At 72.1% G+C, this 16,027-nt stretch carries 17 protein-coding genes and 1 tRNA gene; 9 read left to right on the forward strand and 9 right to left on the reverse strand.

Translation table 11 applies throughout. The annotated features are described in order from the left end of the window. The first annotated feature begins 8 nt into the window (after window positions 1–8). Complete coding sequence (locus ACH54P_RS28085; RefSeq protein WP_093945534.1) at window positions 9–233, forward strand: RNA-binding S4 domain-containing protein; 225 nt, start codon at window positions 9–11, stop codon at window positions 231–233. On the opposite strand, the gene ACH54P_RS28090 is transcribed toward ACH54P_RS28085, so the two are convergent. Continuing rightward, window positions 230–1,171: an Ldh family oxidoreductase gene (locus tag ACH54P_RS28090; protein WP_489906335.1), complete on the reverse strand. Its 942-nt coding sequence runs from the start codon at window positions 1,169–1,171 to the stop codon at window positions 230–232. The genes ACH54P_RS28085 and ACH54P_RS28090 overlap by 4 nt on opposite strands. A gap of 101 nt (window positions 1,172–1,272) precedes the next feature. Between ACH54P_RS28090 and ACH54P_RS28095 the strand changes: the two genes are divergently transcribed. From ACH54P_RS28095 to ACH54P_RS28105, 3 genes are all read left to right on the forward strand, one after another. Continuing rightward, window positions 1,273–1,554, forward strand: a complete 282-nt coding sequence (locus tag ACH54P_RS28095; RefSeq protein ID WP_489906336.1) for a DUF2277 domain-containing protein — start codon at window positions 1,273–1,275, stop codon at window positions 1,552–1,554. 30 nt (window positions 1,555–1,584) lie between these two features. Further along, a complete protein-coding gene (locus ACH54P_RS28100) occupies window positions 1,585–2,424 on the forward strand; it encodes a patatin-like phospholipase family protein (protein ID WP_489906337.1) in 840 nt (279 codons plus the stop codon). A 308-nt stretch (window positions 2,425–2,732) separates the two neighbouring features. Continuing rightward, window positions 2,733–2,819: transfer RNA gene (locus ACH54P_RS28105), tRNA-Ser, on the forward strand. A 33-nt stretch (window positions 2,820–2,852) separates the two neighbouring features. Here the strand turns inward: ACH54P_RS28105 and ACH54P_RS28110 are convergent. Next, window positions 2,853–3,326 (reverse strand): MarR family winged helix-turn-helix transcriptional regulator, encoded by a 474-nt coding sequence (locus ACH54P_RS28110; RefSeq protein WP_489906338.1) that lies wholly within the window; start codon window positions 3,324–3,326, stop codon window positions 2,853–2,855. Window positions 3,327–3,832: 506 nt separating this feature from the next. On the opposite strand from ACH54P_RS28110, the gene ypfJ reads away from it, so the two are divergent. After that, window positions 3,833–4,759 carry a KPN_02809 family neutral zinc metallopeptidase gene (gene ypfJ, locus ACH54P_RS28115; protein WP_489906339.1) on the forward strand — a complete coding sequence of 309 codons (927 nt, stop codon included), beginning with the start codon at window positions 3,833–3,835 and terminating at the stop codon, window positions 4,757–4,759. Between the two features lie 55 nt (window positions 4,760–4,814). Here ypfJ and ACH54P_RS28120 read toward each other — a convergent pair whose 3' ends face one another. Next, a complete protein-coding gene (locus ACH54P_RS28120) occupies window positions 4,815–6,356 on the reverse strand; it encodes a M28 family metallopeptidase (protein WP_489906340.1) in 1,542 nt (513 codons plus the stop codon). An 81-nt stretch (window positions 6,357–6,437) separates the two neighbouring features. Here ACH54P_RS28120 and ACH54P_RS28125 point away from each other — a divergent pair, with 81 nt between their 5' ends. Beyond that, entirely contained in the window at window positions 6,438–7,415 is a 978-nt protein-coding gene (locus tag ACH54P_RS28125; protein ID WP_489906341.1) for an NAD(P)H-quinone oxidoreductase, read from the forward strand. On the opposite strand, the gene ACH54P_RS28130 is transcribed toward ACH54P_RS28125, so the two are convergent. Further along, the gene (locus ACH54P_RS28130; protein ID WP_489906342.1) at window positions 7,416–8,615 is read right to left on the reverse strand and encodes a cysteine desulfurase-like protein; all 1,200 of its coding nucleotides are present in this window, start codon (window positions 8,613–8,615) and stop codon (window positions 7,416–7,418) included. A gap of 134 nt (window positions 8,616–8,749) precedes the next feature. Here ACH54P_RS28130 and ACH54P_RS28135 point away from each other — a divergent pair, with 134 nt between their 5' ends. Further along, the gene (locus ACH54P_RS28135; RefSeq protein ID WP_489906343.1) at window positions 8,750–9,328 is read left to right on the forward strand and encodes a bacterial proteasome activator family protein; all 579 of its coding nucleotides are present in this window, start codon (window positions 8,750–8,752) and stop codon (window positions 9,326–9,328) included. A 159-nt stretch (window positions 9,329–9,487) separates the two neighbouring features. On the opposite strand, the gene ACH54P_RS28140 is transcribed toward ACH54P_RS28135, so the two are convergent. From ACH54P_RS28140 to ACH54P_RS28150, 3 genes are read right to left on the reverse strand one after another with little or no spacing between them, the layout of a single operon-like run. After that, window positions 9,488–10,630, reverse strand: a complete 1,143-nt coding sequence (locus ACH54P_RS28140; RefSeq protein ID WP_489906344.1) for an epoxide hydrolase family protein — start codon at window positions 10,628–10,630, stop codon at window positions 9,488–9,490. A gap of 3 nt (window positions 10,631–10,633) precedes the next feature. After that, complete coding sequence (locus ACH54P_RS28145; RefSeq protein ID WP_489906345.1) at window positions 10,634–11,611, reverse strand: PseG/SpsG family protein; 978 nt, start codon at window positions 11,609–11,611, stop codon at window positions 10,634–10,636. Continuing rightward, a complete protein-coding gene (locus tag ACH54P_RS28150) occupies window positions 11,608–12,354 on the reverse strand; it encodes a cytidylyltransferase domain-containing protein (RefSeq protein WP_489906346.1) in 747 nt (248 codons plus the stop codon). The genes ACH54P_RS28145 and ACH54P_RS28150 overlap by 4 nt, the downstream gene beginning before the upstream one ends. Before the next feature lie 40 nt (window positions 12,355–12,394). On the opposite strand from ACH54P_RS28150, the gene pseB reads away from it, so the two are divergent. Beyond that, on the forward strand, window positions 12,395–13,378 hold the full coding sequence (pseB, locus tag ACH54P_RS28155; protein ID WP_489906347.1) for a UDP-N-acetylglucosamine 4,6-dehydratase (inverting): 984 nt from the start codon (window positions 12,395–12,397) through the stop codon (window positions 13,376–13,378). Then, window positions 13,371–14,501, forward strand: coding sequence for a UDP-4-amino-4,6-dideoxy-N-acetyl-beta-L-altrosamine transaminase (pseC, locus tag ACH54P_RS28160; protein ID WP_489906348.1), 1,131 nt, complete (start codon window positions 13,371–13,373; stop codon window positions 14,499–14,501). Before pseB ends, pseC begins: the two co-directional genes overlap by 8 nt. Here the strand turns inward: pseC and pseI are convergent. After that, window positions 14,498–15,547: a pseudaminic acid synthase gene (gene pseI / locus ACH54P_RS28165; RefSeq protein WP_489906349.1), complete on the reverse strand. Its 1,050-nt coding sequence runs from the start codon at window positions 15,545–15,547 to the stop codon at window positions 14,498–14,500. The two genes, pseC and pseI, sit on opposite strands and share 4 nt — an antisense overlap. Window positions 15,548–15,573: 26 nt before the next feature. Beyond that, window positions 15,574–16,026, reverse strand: a complete 453-nt coding sequence (locus tag ACH54P_RS28170; protein ID WP_489906350.1) for a GNAT family N-acetyltransferase — start codon at window positions 16,024–16,026, stop codon at window positions 15,574–15,576. Between the last annotated feature and the right edge of the window lies 1 nt (window position 16,027).

Below are 16,027 nucleotides of genomic sequence, written 5' to 3' on the forward strand. Positions count from 1 at the left end.
TGCGGGGCATGAGCGACCCCGTCGACGTACCCATCACCGGCGAGCCGATCCGGCTCGGCCAGTTCCTCAAGCTGGCCGGCCTGGCCGAGGACGGCTCCCACGCGAAGGACCTGATCGACGCGGAGGAGGTCACGGTCAACGGCGAGGTGGAGACCCGCCGCGGCCGCCAGCTGACCGACGGGGACGTCGTGGCGGTGGGCCCCGACCGCGGCAAGGTCGTCCTGGTCCGCTAGCCGACGTTGGTCAGCGGCGGCAAGCCGAGTGACGCGGCGAGGGCGTCCAGTTCGCGCCGCACCGGCCCCGCCAGCGGCACGCCAAGGGCCCGGCACTGCTCCAGGTGCTGGGCCTCCCGCCAGCCCGGGTACCGGATCGGCGCGCCGCCGTCCCAGCCGAGCATGCTGCCGAACAGGGCGCTGGCGGCGCGGTAGAAGCCGTCGGCGCTGCGCAGCGTCGTCGGGGCGATCGCCAGCACCAGCAGACCCGTGTCGTGCTCGTGGTCGGCGACGCCGGAGAGCACCCCGGCGAGCACCTCGACCAGCAGCGTCAACCCGGCGGCGTCCGAGCCGGGGCGGTCCAGGTCGAAGACGAACTCCGGGTACGCCCCGCCCGGCGCCGCCATGCCGAGGGGGTTCATCGGCTGGCCGGGTTCGCCGCCGGCGGCGAGGACCAGCCCGATCATCGCGTGCGGCAGGGCCCGCGCCGCGTGGTGCCCGGCGCGGCCGAACGGCCCCACGCCGCGCAGCGACACGAGCCCGACGCCGAAGCGGCCGGCCCGCGTCACCGCCCGGTCCATCGCGTCGCCGACGGCCCAGAGCCCGGGCGCGCGGCGGTAGTCGATCAGCGCGGCCGCGCCGCGGTCGGCGATCATCAGCGGCTGGGCGTGCGGGACGACGACCCCGTTCTTCAGCAGCGGCAGGTGGACGCGGGTCAGCTCGGCGACCCCCGTCTCCGGGGAGCCGGTCAGATCGCCGTGGCAGAGCGCTTCGGCCGCGATGCGGGCGCGCACCTCGGGCAGGCCGTGGGCGGCGAAGACGTGTGCCACCAGCGTGACCAGCTCGTCGGCCCGCACGCGGGGCCACGCCTGTTCCGGGATCGGGCTTTCCGGCGGTTCTTCTTCGAGGACGCCGGGTTCGGGGCGGGCGGAGCGGAAGGGACGCGGTCTGAGAGGCACTTCCCCGACATTGCCCAGCCGGGGTGCGGGCGTCAACGAGGTGGGCCCGGGCCTACCCGACCGTGTGATCGGGACGTCCGAAGAGTCGTACCCTGGGCGGCATGTGCCGAAACATCACCACCCTCCGGGGGCTCCAGCCGGCCGCGACGGGCGAGGAGATCGAGGCCGCGGCCCGCCAGTACGTCCGCAAGGTGACCGGCGTGCAGTCGCTTTCGGACGCCACGCGCGAGCCGTTCGAAGCCGCGGTCGCCGAAATCACGCAGATCACCGCGCGGCTGCTGGAGCAGCTGCCCGAACGCCGTCAGCCGCCGGCGACCGTGCCGCCGCTGCGCCGTCCCGAGGTGCAAGCGAGGATCGCGGCCCAGGCGCTGAAGCGGCCGTAAACCGTCGGACCCCCTCGCTAGGCTGCCCGCATGGGCGGACAGGCTTTGGTGTTGGGTGGCGGCGGGGTCGCCGGGGTCGCGTGGACGACGGGACTGCTGGCGGGGCTGGCCGAGCACGGCCAGGACCTGACGGGCGCGGACCTGCTCGTCGGGACGTCGGCGGGCTCGGTCGTCGCGGCGCAGGTGACGAGCGGTACCGCGTTGGACGAGCTGTACGCGCGCCAGGTGGATCCGGCGCGCCAGACCCCGGAGATCCCGGCGGAGATCGACTTCGAGAAGTTCGCGGCCGACTTCGGCGGCGCGGTCACGGGCTCGACGTCCCCGGCGGAGGTCCGCCGCGCGGTGGGCCGGCTCGCCCTGACGGCCGAGACGGTGCCCGAAGCGGACCGCCGCGCGGTGATCGAGGCTCGCCTGCCGGTGCACGAGTGGCCGGAGCAGCGCCTGGTGATCGTGGCGGTGGACGCGGAGACGGGCGAGCCCCGCCGGTTCGACCGCGCCTCGGGGGTGTCCCTGGTCGACGCGGTGGCGGCGAGCTGCGCGGTCCCGGGCGTCTGGCCGGCGGTGACGATCGAGGGCCGCAGGTACGTGGACGGCGGCGTCCGGTCGGCGGAGAACGCGGACTACGCGACGGGCTGCACCCGCGTGACGGTGGTTTCCCCGCTGGGGCCGGACGCGCCGCTGCCGATGGAGAAACCCCTGCTGGAGGTCCTGGACGACCTGCGCGCGGCAGGCGCGGAGGTCACGCTCATCACCCCGGACGAGGCTTCGGTCGCGGCGATCGGCGCGAACCCGCTGGACCCGGCGACCCGGACACCGGCCGCGGAGGCGGGGCGGGCTCAGGGGGCGGCGTTGAGGCTCAGCTGGAGTTAGGTCGGCGGGAGGGGTTCGCGGCGGGGCGCCCGGCTGGCCCCAGGTCGGCGGGGCGAGGGTTCGCGGCGGGCGGCTTGGCGGTTCGCGCGGTGGCCCGGTCGCAAGCCACGCCGCGCGGCAAGCCCATCGCGCCCGCGCCAGCCGACCGCGCACCGCGCAGGCCCACCGCGCCCCGCCCGAGCTACCGCGCCCGCGCAAGCCCACCGCGCCCCGCGCGAACCCATCGCCCCGCGCCAGCCCACCGCACCCCGCGCCGCTAGGCCGCCCGGGCAGGTCCGCGGACTCCGTCGGTTACCCTCGTGGGGCGAGGTAGCGTGTCCGAGCGGCCGAAGGAACATGTCTTGAAAACATGCGAGGGGGCAACCTCTCCGTGGGTTCGAATCCCACCGCTACCGCACTGAAGAACCCGGGCGCGGCCGCGCCCGGGTTCAGCCCTCCACCTCCGTCAGGTGGTCCAGCACGCGCTCGAACGCCGCGGCGATCGTCGCCTGTTCCTCGGGGCTCAGCAGGTCGATGAGGTGCTCGCGCACGCCCTCGACGTGCGTCGGCGCCGCGGTCGCCAGCAGCGCCAAGCCCTCTTCGGTCAGCTCCGTGATGACGCCGCGCTTGTCCTCCGGGTCCCGCGCCCGCCGGACCAGTCCCGCGTCCTCGAGCCGGCCGATCTGGTGGGAAAGCCGGCTCTTCGTCGACCCCATGAGCACGGCCAGCTCCGACATCCGCATCCGGTACGACACCTGCATCTCGAGGCAGACGAGCACCTCGTAGTCCGTGAGCGAGACGTCGTGCCGGGCGGCCAGTTCGCGGTGCAGCCGCTGCCGCAGCCGCAGGGTCGCCACGATGTAGGAGCGCCACGCCGCCATCTCGGCTTCGTTCAACCAACGCACGGGCTGCTCCTCGGTCATAAGGCAGCGTAGAACGTTGATCAAGGGACCGCGCGGTCCGAGTCCGATCCGGCTGTCGGTGAAAATACCGTGGCGACATCGCCCGAAGGTGGGGTTACGAAAAGGTTGAGACTCGGCCCGAAAAGGCGCATTCTGCTTGTCAGGCGGACGGTGGCCAGGTATGCGGCACGGCGACGGTGGCGTGCGGGCCGGCTCCCCGCCGGGAGAGGTCAGGTGGTTGCGTGGCGGGTGATTCTCGCGGTTGACCGCCAGCTGCGTCCCCGCGACCGGCACGGACATCTACCGGTTCGGCCGCGACTGTGAACAGCTATGAGCGCGGGCTTCCATGCGTTCACGCATGCGGCGTCGATCGGGTCTGTATCAGGTCACGACCTCGGCAGTCGTGACGACAGCGCCTGAACGCCGGCCCGGAAGCGGCCAACCGCTCGACGAAGACATACCTCGGTACAGAGCCTGGGTGCGCCCGTCAGCGCGACGGCCGCACCCAGGCTCGTTACGATTTGCGAGTGAGATTCGACGACAACGCCGGACTGGACACTTCCGAGGTCCAGGACCTGCGAGGCAGCGGTGGTGGCGGCGGGATCGGCGGCCGCGTGGCGCTCGGCGGTGGCGGACTCGGCGTCGTCGGGCTGATCATCTACTTCGTCCTCTCCCAGCTCGGCGGCGTCAGCGTCCCGAGCGGGAGCGGCCTGGGCGGCGGGCTCGGCGATGTCGGGTCCGGCCAGCAGGTCGACAACTCCAAGCTCGCGAGCGAGTGCAAGACCGGCGCGGACGCCAACAAGAACCACGACTGCGCGATCGTCGCGATCGTCAACTCGGTCCAGGACTACTGGAAGCAGCAGTTCGCGCGGTCCGGTTCGACCTACCAGTCGGCGCCGACGAAGTTCTTCAACGGCGGCGTCCGCACCGGCTGCGGCAGCGCCACCTCCGACACCGGCCCGTTCTACTGCCCGGCCGACTCCGACGTCTACATCGACCTCAGCTTCTTCGACGAGCTGAAGACCCGGTTCGGCGCGCAGGGCGGGCTCTTCACCGAGGCGTACGTGCTCGCGCACGAGTACGGCCACCACGTGCAGAACCTGCTCGGCACGTCGAAGAAGGGCACCGGGACCGGGCCGACGTCCGGTTCGGTGCGGCTCGAGCTGCAGGCCGACTGCTACGCCGGGGTCTGGGCCAACCACGCCTCGACGACGCCGACCGAGAGCGGGAAGCCGCTGATCACCGACGTGACCCAGGACGACATCGCGTCCGCGCTGGACACCGCGTCCCGCATCGGCGACGACTACATCCAGGAGAACCTCGGCGGCGGCCAGGTCGACCGCTCGAAGTTCACCCACGGCACGTCCGCGCAGCGCAAGAAGTGGTTCACCACCGGCTTCCAGACCGGCGAACCCGCCCGCTGCGACACCTTCGGCACCAACAACCTGGGCTAGCGCGCGAACGACGAAGGGGCCGCCCCGGCAACGGGACGGCCCCTTCGGTCTGTCGTCAGGCGGTCAGCGCGTGCGGGTCACCGGCCACGGCGTGCGCGGAGAGGTTCCGCTGCGCACCGCGTTCGGCGGCCTTCTGCTTGGCCGTCTTGGCCTGGCCGGGCTGGACGCCGTTGATGCTCTCGGTGCTCGTCGCGTAGACGCCGAGAGCCCAGGCGACGCCGTCGGCGTTGCGGTCCAGCGCGACCCGGTCGACGTTGCCCAGGTTGTCGCAGGCCTGGTGGTAGCACGGGTCGAACGCGATGCCGGCCGTGCCGCCCCACTTCGCCGCCTGCGCCGGGGTCTTGACCACTTCGGCACCGGTGTCCAGGCCGCCGGCCGGGATGCCGACGGCGATGAACTCGCCGTAGTCGGAACGCCCGGTGAAGTCGGTGCCCTCCAGCGACACGCCCCGCGCGGCCTGCATGAAGTCGACGAAGGTCTTCTCGATCTGCGCCGAGCCGTACGGGCCGGCACCCGCGCCGACGCCGTCGGAGTTGTCGCCGTCGTAGGCGAAGTAGCCGGCGTTCGGCGAGCCGATCATGTCGAAGTTCAGGTACAGCGCGATGTCGAGCTGCTGCTCGAAGCTCAGCGAGTCGACGTAGTGGGTCGAGCCGATCAGGCCGAACTCCTCCGCGCTCCAGAAGCCGAAGCGGACGGCGTTGTTGACCTTCGGGCTGCTCCCCAGCTGCAGCGCGGTCTCGAGCAGGGCCGCCGAGCCGGTGCCGTTGTCGTTGATGCCCGGGCCCGCCGGGACGCTGTCGAGGTGCGCCCCCAGCATCACGACGTTGTCCTTGCGCCCGGTCTTGGTCTCGGCGATGACGTTGTAGCTGGTCCGCGCCTCCTGGAAGGTCCGCAGCTCCAGCGTCACGTTCTGCCCGCCGAGCGTGGCCAGCTGCGCCCCCGCGGCCGCCGTCACGCCCCCGGTCGGGATCTTCGCGTTCTCCGGGCCGCCGAGCGTCCCGTTCACGGGGCCGTCGGTGTTGTTGTAGACGATGGCGCCGACCGCTCCGGCGGCCGCGGCCGTCTGCTGCTTCTGCGCGAACGAGCAGCCGCCGCGCTTGATCAGGGCGATCTTGCCCGCGACGTCGGCGGTGTAGTCGGTGGCCTCGCAGCCGCTGGTGTCGTCCACCGCGATCACGGCGAGCGGCGCGGTGATGCCGCCGACCGGCGTCGACACCGTGTACTCCATCGCGATGACCGGCACGTCCGCGCCACCCGCGGTCAGCTTCTCGGCCAGAGTTTCCGCGTACGTGAAGGGGAACTCCTGGCGGGTCACCTGGTAGCCGGCCGCCTCGAGCTTGGTCGCGATGTATTCGGCGGACTTGGCGTGGCCCTCGGTGCTGGCCGCCCGGGTGCCGCCGTTCGTGTCGGCGATGCGCTGGAGGGCGATCAGGTGCCGGTTGACGCCGTTGACGTCGACCTTCTTGACGAGTTGTTTCGCCAGGGCGGGACCGTCGGGGAGGGTGGTCGCGGCGGCGGCCGGGGTCAGGCCGAGCACCAGCGTCGCGCCGGCGGCTATTGCCACCGGCGGCAGAATTTTCGTTCTAAAGAGTGACATGGGTGCTCACCTTTGTTCGATTTGCGAAGTCCGTCAATGCGCCTTTCGGCGGGACCTTTCGCCGCGGTATACAGTCGACACATGTACGCGATCACCATCCGTGAACCAGGTGACCCGGACGTTCTCGAGTGGGCGGAGGTCGCGGATCCGCGGCCCGGACCCGGCGAGGTGCTGCTGGAGGTCGCGGCGAGCGCGGTGAACCGCGCGGATCTGCTGCAGCGCCAGGGCCACTACCCGCCCCCGCCCGGGGCGAGCGAGACCATCGGCCTCGAGTGCTCCGGCACGATCGCGGAGCTCGGCGAAGGCGTCGAAGGCTGGAACGTCGGCGACGAGGTCTGCGCCCTGCTCTCCGGCGGCGGCTACGCGGAGAAGGCCGTCGTCCCGGCCGGGCAGCTGCTGCCGGTGCCGGGCGAGATCGACCTGATCACCGCGGCCGCGCTGCCCGAGGTGGCCTGCACGGTGTGGGCGAACGTCGTGATGCACGCGAAGCTCACCGAGGGCGAGGTGCTGCTGGTCCACGGCGGCGCCGGCGGCATCGGCACGCACGCCATCCAGGTCGGCAAGGCGCTCGGCGCGACCGTCGCCGTCACCGCGGGTTCGCCGGACCGGCTCGAAAGCTGCCGCCAGCTCGGCGCCGACATCACGATCAACTACAAGACGGCCGACTTCGTCGAGGTGCTCCGCGAGGAGACCGGCGGCGCGAACGTCATCCTCGACAACATGGGCGCGTCCTACCTGGGCCGCAACGTCGACGCGTTGCAGCAGGACGGCCGGCTCGTGATCATCGGCATGCAGGGCGGGGTCAAGGGCGAGCTGAACGTCGGCGCCCTGCTCGGCAAGCGGGCTTCGGTGTTCGCGGCGGGCCTTCGGTTCCGGCCGCTGGACCAGAAGGCGGCGATCGTCGCCGACGTCCGCGAGCGCCTGTGGCCGCTGGTCGCCGAGGGTCTGGTCAAGCCGATCGTCGGCCAGGTCGTGCCGATGGCCGAAGCCTCGACCGCGCACCGGGTCCTCGAAGAGGGCAGCGTGTTCGGCAAGGTTCTGCTGGCGGCGAAGTCCTAGTCAGCGCAGTTCTTCGAGGACCCGCACGAGCTGGTTGATTTCGAAGACGTTGGAGTAGTGGGCGAGCCCGATCCGCACGGCGCCGCCCACTTCTCCGACACCCAGTGACGCGAAGACGCCGCTCGTGCCGTCGTCGGCGAAGGCGCACAACCCCTGCGAAGCCAGGTACTCGGCGACTTCGGGCGCCTTCTTGCCGGCGACGGCGAAGGCGAGCGCGGGGATGCGGCGCATAGCGTTGCCGATGACCATGATGTGCCGCAGCGAAAGCAGTTCCGTCGACAGCTGCGCGAGCAGCCCGGCGTGGTACGACTTCGCCGAGCCGAGCGAGGTGACCAGCCGCTCGCGCCGCGACCCGGCGGCGGCGTCGTCGAGGCCGGCGAGGTAGTCGATCGACGCGATCAGCCCGGCCAGCAGCGGGTACGCGTGCGGCCCGAGCTCCAGGCGCGCGGCGCCGCGCGCCATCGGGTCGAGCGACGCCGGCGGGATCCGCTCGATCAGCTCGGGGTCGCGGAAGACCAGCGCACCCACCGACGGCCCGCCCCACGCCTGCGCGGACACGACCATGACGTCGGCGCCGAGTGCGTTGATGTCCAGCGGCAGGAAGGGCGCGGCGTAGGTGGCGTCGACGACGACGAGCGCGCCGACCCGCTTGGCGAACTCGATGATCGTCGGCACGTCCGGCCGGGTGCCGACGGAACCGGACGCGAGCGTCACGGCGACGGCCTTCGTGCGCGCCGACACGAGCTGCTCGTACTGCCAAGCGGGCAGCTCGCACGTCTCGATGTCGATTTCGCCCCAGCGCACGACGGCGCCGACGCGTTTCGCGGCGCGCTGCCACGGCGCGAGGTTGGCCTGTTCGTCGAGCCGGGACACGACGACTTCGTCGCCGATCGTCCAGCGCTCGGCGAGCGCGTCGACGAGCCGGCGCAGCATCACCGGCGCGCTCGGCCCGAGCACGACGGCGGCCGGGTCGGCCCCGACCAGGTCGGCCACGGCCCTGCGGGCCGCGGTCACGATGCTTTCCGCGCGCTGTGAGGCCGGAAACGCTCCGCCCGGCCCGGACACCGGGGCGCGCATCGCCGTGGAAACGGCCGAAGCGACCTGTTCCGGTACCAGCATTCCGGCGGCGCCGTCGAAGTGAATCCAGCCGTCACCCAGCGCGGGAAAGAGCCCACGGATACGAGCGACGTCGAACGCCATGGGGACACCGTACGGACGTGCGGTTTCGCCGTGCGTCCGGGGTTGGGTGGAGAGCCACCGGGAACCCGGGGAGCCGCTACGCTCGGAGACGGACGCCCCGTGGGTGTCGCGGAGCGTGTCGAACGCAAGCCAGGATGGAGCACATGACCGAGCCGAACTCCCGGGAACCGGGCACAGCGGGTGACAACGGCCACGAATCTTCACCCCACGTGGTGGTAGTCGGACCGGACGGCACGCCGGTGGGCGCGGCCAAGCTGCCCACGGAGGAAAGCCCCGAGTCGGTCGGCGACCTCGTCGAAGAGCCGGCGAAGGTGATGCGGATCGGCACGATGATCAAGCAACTGCTGGAGGAGGTCCGCGCGGCCCCGCTGGACGACGCTTCGCGCACGCGGGTGCGCGAGATCCACCAGACGTCGATCCGCGAGCTGGAGAAGGCGCTGGCCCCGGAGCTGCAGGACGAACTGGAGCGGCTGGTCCGCCCGTTCACGGACGACTCGACGCCTTCGGACGCGGAGCTGCGGATCGCGCAGGCCCAGCTGGTGGGGTGGCTGGAGGGGTTGTTCAGCGGAATCCAGACGGCCCTGTTCGCCCAGCAGATGGCGGCCCGGGTGCAGTTGGAGCAGATGCGGCGCGGCTTGCCGGCGGGTCCTTCGGGGATGGCGGGGCATGAGCCGCACGGGCCGGGGATCTCGGGGACGGGGCAGTACCTCTGAGGTTTTCGCGGGGGTTGTCCACAGACCGTGGGGGATGTGGACAACTCCTGTGGACAACTCGTCTTTCGGCGGGTTTGATCCGGGGGCGCCGATAGACTGGAGCGGGAACGCCCCCCAGGGAAGGGCGGGGGCCGCCCTTCCCTCCGGTGGCGTCGGCGCTCAACCCAGCTCGCGGAAGAACGCCCGGATGTCGCCGATCAAGGCGTCCGGTTCCTCCAATGCCGGGAAGTGGCCTCCGCGGGGGAACTCAGTCCAACGGACCACCTTGTCCGTCCGCTCCGCCAGGGTCCGGATCGGCAAGCCGATGTCGTCCGGGAACACCGCCACGCCTGTGGGGACCGAATTCGCCGCGGGCGGTGCTCCCCAGCCGCCCGTCAGAGCCGCGTACAGGCGGGCCGAGGAGTTTGCCGTCTCCGTGAACCAATAGATCGACACGTCGGCCAACAGGTCGTCGCGGTCGATGAGGTCCTCGGACGTGTTCGAGAACGACCGGAACTTCTCCGCGATCCACGCCAGCTGCCCCGCCGGGGAATCGTGCAGGCCGTACGCCAGGGTTTGCGGCTTCGTCGACTGGATCATCGCGTAGCCCGTGCCCTCGTACGAGAACTTGCGCCCCTTTTCCAGGGACCGCCGGCCCGCCGCGAGCTCCGCGTCCGCCAGTCCCTCGAGGTCGGCATCGGTGCGGACCACCGCCGACGCCAGCATTGTCACGTGGATGCCCAGCAGCCTCGACGGGAACTGGACCGCCAGCTCCCGCGAGATGATCGCGCCCCAGTCGCCGCCGTGGGCGCCGAAGCGGTCGTAGCCCAAGCTGGTCATCAGCGAAGCGAACGCCCGCGCGATCCGCTCCGGACCCCAGTCCGGCGACGGTGTCGGGCCCGAGAAGCCGTAGCCCGGGATCGACGGCACCACCACGTGCAGCGCGTCCGCCGGGTCGCCGCCGTACGCGCGGGGGTCCGTCAGCGGCCCGATGACGTCGAGGAACTCGACGATCGAGCCCGGCCAGCCGTGCGTGAGCAGCACCGGCGTCGCGTCCGGCTCGGGCGACTCCACGTGCAGGAAGTGCACGTTCGTCCCGTCGATCGTGGTCGTGAACTGCGGGAACCCGTTGATCCGGGCCTCCTGTGCCCGCCAGTCGAAGCCCGTCCGCCAGTACTCGGCCAGCTCGCGCACGTAGTCGACGGGCGCCCCGAGCCGCCAGCCGGTGTCGGCGGGCTGGTCGGGCCAGCGGGTGTTCGCGAGCCGCGTGCGGAGGTCGTCGAGGTCGGACTGGGGGACGTCGATGCGGAACGGCGTGATCATGCCTCAACGGTAGGAGGCATCGCGGACAGGTCCGGTCCTCGATGCCAGGGAATCCAGCACCCGGTCGACGCCACGCCCGTCCACTGTGGACGACGCCGCCGCGGACAGCGACCGGCGGAGTTCGGCGTCGGACAGCAGCTTCCGCAGCACCGCCGTCACCTCGGGCAGCCGGTCGGCGAGGGAGTCCGCGTGACCGAGCCCGGCCGCCAGGCCGAGGTCGAGCGCGGCCCGGTAGCCCGCCTCCTGGTTGTCCACCAGCTGCACCGCGGCCGTCGGGACGCCGAGGCAGCACAGCTCCACGAACGTCACCCCGGACGCGCTCACGGCGACGTCGGTGGTCGCCAGGATGTCCAGCAACGCGGGGCTCGGCGAAGAAACCCGGATCGACTGCCCGGCCCGCAGGGAAGGCAGCGCAGGCTCGCCCCGGACCAGCGCGTCCGCCACGAAAGGCAGTTCCGTGTCGCGAAGCGCGCGAAGCAGCAACCCGACCGTCTCCGCCCACTCCGCGCCACCGCCGAGCACCACGGTGAGGTGCGGCGGCGGCCCGGACGGCACCCGGCGCGTCCCGCGCACGACGTCCCGAAGCGGTGCGTACGCGATTCCCTGGAGCAAGACGCCGGAGCCGTCGTCCGGGCGCGGGCCCGGCGCGAAACCCGAATCGACGACGATGTCGGCGGGACGGCGGCCGAACACGTCGTCCTCGATCGACACCAGCACGGCGCCGGCCGCGTTGACCTCTTCGCGCACGTCGCCGAGGCCGTAGTGGTCGACGACCACCGCGTCGAACCCCGTCGCGTCGAACGGCACCCGCGCGACGCCCAGCTCGTCGAACCGCGAAGCGAGCCATTCGGCGTTGTCGGTCCGGCCTGCGAAGGCAACCGAAAAGCCCCGCGCCACCGCCCGCTCGGCGTACGCGACCATCCGCGCGATGTGGCCGGCGCCGATGGACGCCGACGCGTCCGCGCGCAGCAGCAGCCTCACGAACCGGCCTTCTTCTGCTCGACGTGCGCGTTCAGCGCCACCAGGTCCGGCCGCGACCGCAGCAGCCCGACCACCGCCCGCCAGTCGCCGACGTGGTCGCCCAGCTCGGCCACGACCGCTTCCAGCAGAGCCCAGTCCTCGGCGGTGTCGAGCGTCACCCGCAGGTCGTCGGCCGCCGGGCTCACGACGACGCCGGTGCACGAGTAGCGCGACGGCTGGGTGTAGATGCCCGACGTCACGTGTTCGCGGTGCGCGCCGGTCGCCGTCTCGACCTGCTCGGCCAGCGCGGACGCGCGCACCAGCTCGGCGTCGAAGCCGCGCGGCAGCGTCCGGACCAGCGTCGTGCTGACGTAGTCGAGCGACGGCTGGGAACGCCACAGCGCCGCGAGCTGGCCGATCAGGGCCGGGTCGAGCAGCGGGCAGTCGGCGGTGAGCCTGATCACGGCGTCGGCCGGGTGCTCCTCGAGCGCCAGCGCGAACCGGGCGAGGACGTCGTCGAGCGGCCCCCGGACCACCGAAGCGCCGCAGCGGATGGCCTCCGAAGCGACGGCGTCGTCCGAAGGGGCCGAAGAGGTCGCGACCACCACGTGGTCGACGCCGGGCGCGGCGGCCGCGGCCCGGACCACCCAGCCCAGCACGCTGCGGCCGGCCAGCGGGCGCAGCACCTTGCCGGGCAGCCTCGTCGACGACGACCGGGCCTGGATGACGGCGTTGACACCGGGCGCTCCACGCATGGGTGACATGATGGCCGACGGCAACCCACCCCAAACGCGGAGGTCAACGATGTCCGAGCTGGATGGCTCCAGCATCCTGCTCACCGGCGGGACCGGTTCCTTCGGCAAGGCGTTCATCGCGCACGCGCTCGCCGAGCTGAACCCGAGCCGCCTGGTCGTGCTCTCCCGCGACGAGCTGAAGCAGTACGAAACCCGCCAGCTGTTCGGCGACAACCCGCGCCTGCGCTGGTTCATCGGCGACATCCGCGACCGGCGCCGGCTGGAGCGCGCCATGCACGGCGTCGACTACGTCGTGCACGCCGCCGCGCTCAAGCAGGTCGACACCGGCGAGTACAACCCGTTCGAGTTCGTCCAGACCAACGTCATGGGCTCGCAGAACGTGATCGAGGCGGCGATCGACACCGGCGTCAAGAAGGTCGTCGCGCTGTCGACCGACAAGGCGTCCAGCCCGATCAACCTCTACGGCGCCACCAAGCTCTGCGCCGACCGGATGTTCATCAGCGGCAACCACTACGCGGCCGCGCACGTCACGCGCTTCTCCGTCGTCCGCTACGGCAACGTCATGGGCTCGCGCGGCAGCGTCATCCCGTTCTTCCGCAAGCTGGCCGAGCAGGGCGAGTCGCTGCCGATCACGCACAAGGACATGACCCGCTTCTGGATCACGCTCCCCCAGGCCGTGCGGTTCGTCGTCGACTCGTTCGACCAGATGCACGGCGGCGAGCTCTACGTGCCGCGGATCCCGAGCATGCGGCTCGTCGACCTGGCCCAGGCGATCGCGCCGGGCAGCGAGATGCACGAGGTCGGCATCCGCCCGGGCGAGAAGCTGCACGAGGAGATGATCGCCCCCGACGACGCGCGCCGGACGGTCCAGCTCAAGGACCGCTACGTCGTCCAGCCGCACCTGGCAGGCTGGGGCTTCCAGCCGCCCGCCGACGGCACGCCCATGCCGGAGGGCTTCGCCTACCGTTCGGACACCAACGACCTCTGGCTGGACGCGGAGGAGCTGCGCGAACTGGTCGAGCAGCATGGCTGATTTCCTCCCCTACGGCCGCCAGTCGATCAGCGAAGAGGACATCCAGGCCGTCGTCGGCGTCCTGCGCGGCGACTGGCTCACGACCGGGCCCGCGGTCCAGCAGTTCGAAACCGACCTCGCGACGCACACCGGGGGCACGCCCGCGGTGGCCGTCACGTCGGGCACGGCCGCGCTGCACGTCGCGTACGCGGCGGCGGGCCTCAAGCCCGGCGACGAGGTCGTCACCTCGCCGATGACCTTCGTCGCGACGGCCGCGACCGCCGCCCTGCACGGCGCGAAGGTGGTCTTCGCCGACGTCGAACCGGACACGGGGAACCTTTCGGTCGAGGCGGCGGAAGCCGCGGTGACCGACCGCACCAAGGTCGTCGCCGCCGTCGACTACGCCGGCCACCCGGCCGAGCTGGACGCGCTGGGCGAGGTCGCCCGGAAAGCCGGCGCGCTGCTCCTCGAGGACGCGGCGCACTCCGTCGGCGGCTCCTGGCAGGGCCGCGCGGTGGGTTCGATCGCCGACCTGACGACGTTCTCGTTCTTCCCGACGAAGAACCTGACGACGGCCGAAGGCGGCGCCGTCGTCACCCCCCATGCGCACCTCCTGCACCGCGCGCGGATGTTCCGCAACCACGGCCTGGTCCGCGACCGCGCCGAGCAGCGCTACCCCGACGAAGGCGGCTGGCACCAGGAGGTGCACGAGTTCGGCCTGAACTACCGCCTGCCGGACGTCCTCTGCGCGCTCGGCAGCAGCCAGCTCACCCGGCTCGCGGAGTTCAAGAAGCGCCGCGCCGAGATCCACGCGCGGTACTCCGCGGCGCTCGCGGACGTCGACGGCGTCGCCACGCCGCCGAGCCGCCCCGGCGCCGACCCCGTGTGGCACCTCTACCCGCTGCGGGTGCTGGAAGGCCGCCGCCGGGCGCTGTTCGAGCACCTGCGCGGCGCGGGCATCGGCGTGCAGGTCAACTACATCCCGGCGTACTGGCACCCCGTGTTCGAGGACCTCGGCTACCGGCGCGGGCTCTGCCCGAACGCCGAGGCGTACTACGAGCAGGAGCTCTCGCTGCCGTTGTTCCCGTCGCTGACCGACGCCGACGTCGACCGCGTTGTCGACGCCGTGCGCGCGTTCTTCTAGATCAGGTCCCAGGTCAGGGGCGTGCCCTTCGCGGCGTCGACGCGGAAGGTGCGCCCCACCACGGCCGTGATCTCGGCCGGGGCCAGCCCGCCCGCGGGCCGGATCGACCGGACGTTCGCCGCGGTGACCTCGTCCCCGGCCAGGACGTCCTCGACGACGTAGAGGGACCGGCGCAGCCGCAGGCCCTCCTTCTCGCTCTCGCGCGGGCCCAGCACCGGCTCGCCCAGCGCTTCCCACGCCCGGTGCGTCTCGGTGACCAGTGCGGCCAGCTCGGCCGGCTCCAGCGAGAACTCCGAGTCGACGCCGCCGTCCGCGCGGGCCAGCGTGACGTGCTTCTCGATCGCCACCGCGCCCAGTGCGACGGCGGCGACCGGCGCCCCGATGCCCGGGGTGTGGTCGGAGAGGCCGACCAGCGACTGGGTCAAGCCCGCCAGCAGCGGCAGGCCGCGCAGGTTGCTCTCGCGGGGTGACGCCGGGTAGCTCGCCGTGCAGCCGAGCACGATCAGCTGGTCGTTGCCCGCTTCCCGCGCCGTGCGCACCGCCGCGTCGATCTCCGCGACGTTCGCCATGCCGGTCGAGATGACCAGCGGCTTGCCGGTGCGCGCGCACAGCTCGACCAGCGGCAAGTCGACGATCTCCGACGACGCGATCTTGTACGCCGGCGCGCCGAGGGACTCCAGCAGCTCGACCGCGGTCGGGTCGAACGGGCTGGAGAAGATCTCGAGGCCACGCGCACGGGCGCGCTCGAAGAGCGGTTCGTGCCACTCCCACGGCGTGTGCGCCTTTTCGTACAGCTTGTACAGGTTCTCGCCGCCCCAGAGCTCGTGGCCGGAGCCGATCCGGAACGCCGGGGTGTCGACGTCGATGGTGATCGTGTCGGGCCGGTAGGTCTGCAGCTTGACCGCGTGCGCGCCGGTCTCCGCGATCGCGTCGACGATGGCCAGGGCCCGGTCGAGGTCGCCGTTGTGGTTGCCGGACATCTCGGCGATGACGAACGGCGCGTGGCCGGGGCCGATCGAGTGCGCGCCGATCCGGACGTCGTGCATGGTGCCTCCCCGGGGTGGACTGCGGGTCAGCTCAGAGTCTTGCGCAGCTGCCGGAAGCCGCCGACGGCAGGCGCGGCTTCGGCGTACCCCGCCTTCTCGAACAGCTTCGCCGAAGCGGCGTTGTCCTGGTGGACGGCGGCGAACACGACCCGGACGCCGAGGCGGTCCCGGGCCGTCCGCTCCCCCTCGGCGAGCACCGCGCCGGACAGGCCACGACCACGGCTTTCGGGCGCCAGCGTGATGCTGACCTCCCAGCCGTCGCCGTCGCGCCGGTCGAAGCGGACGGTGCCGACCGGCGCGTCCTCGTGGTCCACGACGAGCAGCTGCCGGTCCGGGTCCGCGAGCACGCCGCGCAGCCAGGCCAGGTGCTCGTCCAGGGCGACCACCGCCGTCGAACGCGACGACTCCCGGGTCCGGGGGTCGTTCCGCCAGCTCAGCAGCAGCTCGGCGTCCGACGCGGTGGCCTCCCTGGCGCGCAAG

The sequence above is a fragment of the Amycolatopsis sp. N2S4-7 genome, assembly GCF_058119595.1.

Coding starts and splice junctions, on each gene's coding strand:
- ACH54P_RS28085 (WP_093945534.1), top strand. CDS start 9: ATGAGCGACCCCGTCGACGTACCCATCACCGGCGAGCCGATCCGGCTC.
- ACH54P_RS28095 (WP_489906336.1), top strand. CDS start 1,273: ATGTGCCGAAACATCACCACCCTCCGGGGGCTCCAGCCGGCCGCGACG.
- ACH54P_RS28100 (WP_489906337.1), top strand. CDS start 1,585: ATGGGCGGACAGGCTTTGGTGTTGGGTGGCGGCGGGGTCGCCGGGGTC.
- ACH54P_RS28110 (WP_489906338.1), bottom strand. CDS start 3,326: ATGACCGAGGAGCAGCCCGTGCGTTGGTTGAACGAAGCCGAGATGGCG.
- ACH54P_RS28120 (WP_489906340.1), bottom strand. CDS start 6,356: ATGTCACTCTTTAGAACGAAAATTCTGCCGCCGGTGGCAATAGCCGCC.
- ACH54P_RS28125 (WP_489906341.1), top strand. CDS start 6,438: ATGTACGCGATCACCATCCGTGAACCAGGTGACCCGGACGTTCTCGAG.
- ACH54P_RS28130 (WP_489906342.1), bottom strand. CDS start 8,615: ATGGCGTTCGACGTCGCTCGTATCCGTGGGCTCTTTCCCGCGCTGGGT.
- ACH54P_RS28135 (WP_489906343.1), top strand. CDS start 8,750: ATGGAGCACATGACCGAGCCGAACTCCCGGGAACCGGGCACAGCGGGT.
- ACH54P_RS28140 (WP_489906344.1), bottom strand. CDS start 10,630: ATGATCACGCCGTTCCGCATCGACGTCCCCCAGTCCGACCTCGACGAC.
- ACH54P_RS28150 (WP_489906346.1), bottom strand. CDS start 12,354: ATGTCACCCATGCGTGGAGCGCCCGGTGTCAACGCCGTCATCCAGGCC.
- pseB (WP_489906347.1), top strand. CDS start 12,395: ATGTCCGAGCTGGATGGCTCCAGCATCCTGCTCACCGGCGGGACCGGT.
- pseC (WP_489906348.1), top strand. CDS start 13,371: ATGGCTGATTTCCTCCCCTACGGCCGCCAGTCGATCAGCGAAGAGGAC.
- pseI (WP_489906349.1), bottom strand. CDS start 15,547: ATGCACGACGTCCGGATCGGCGCGCACTCGATCGGCCCCGGCCACGCG.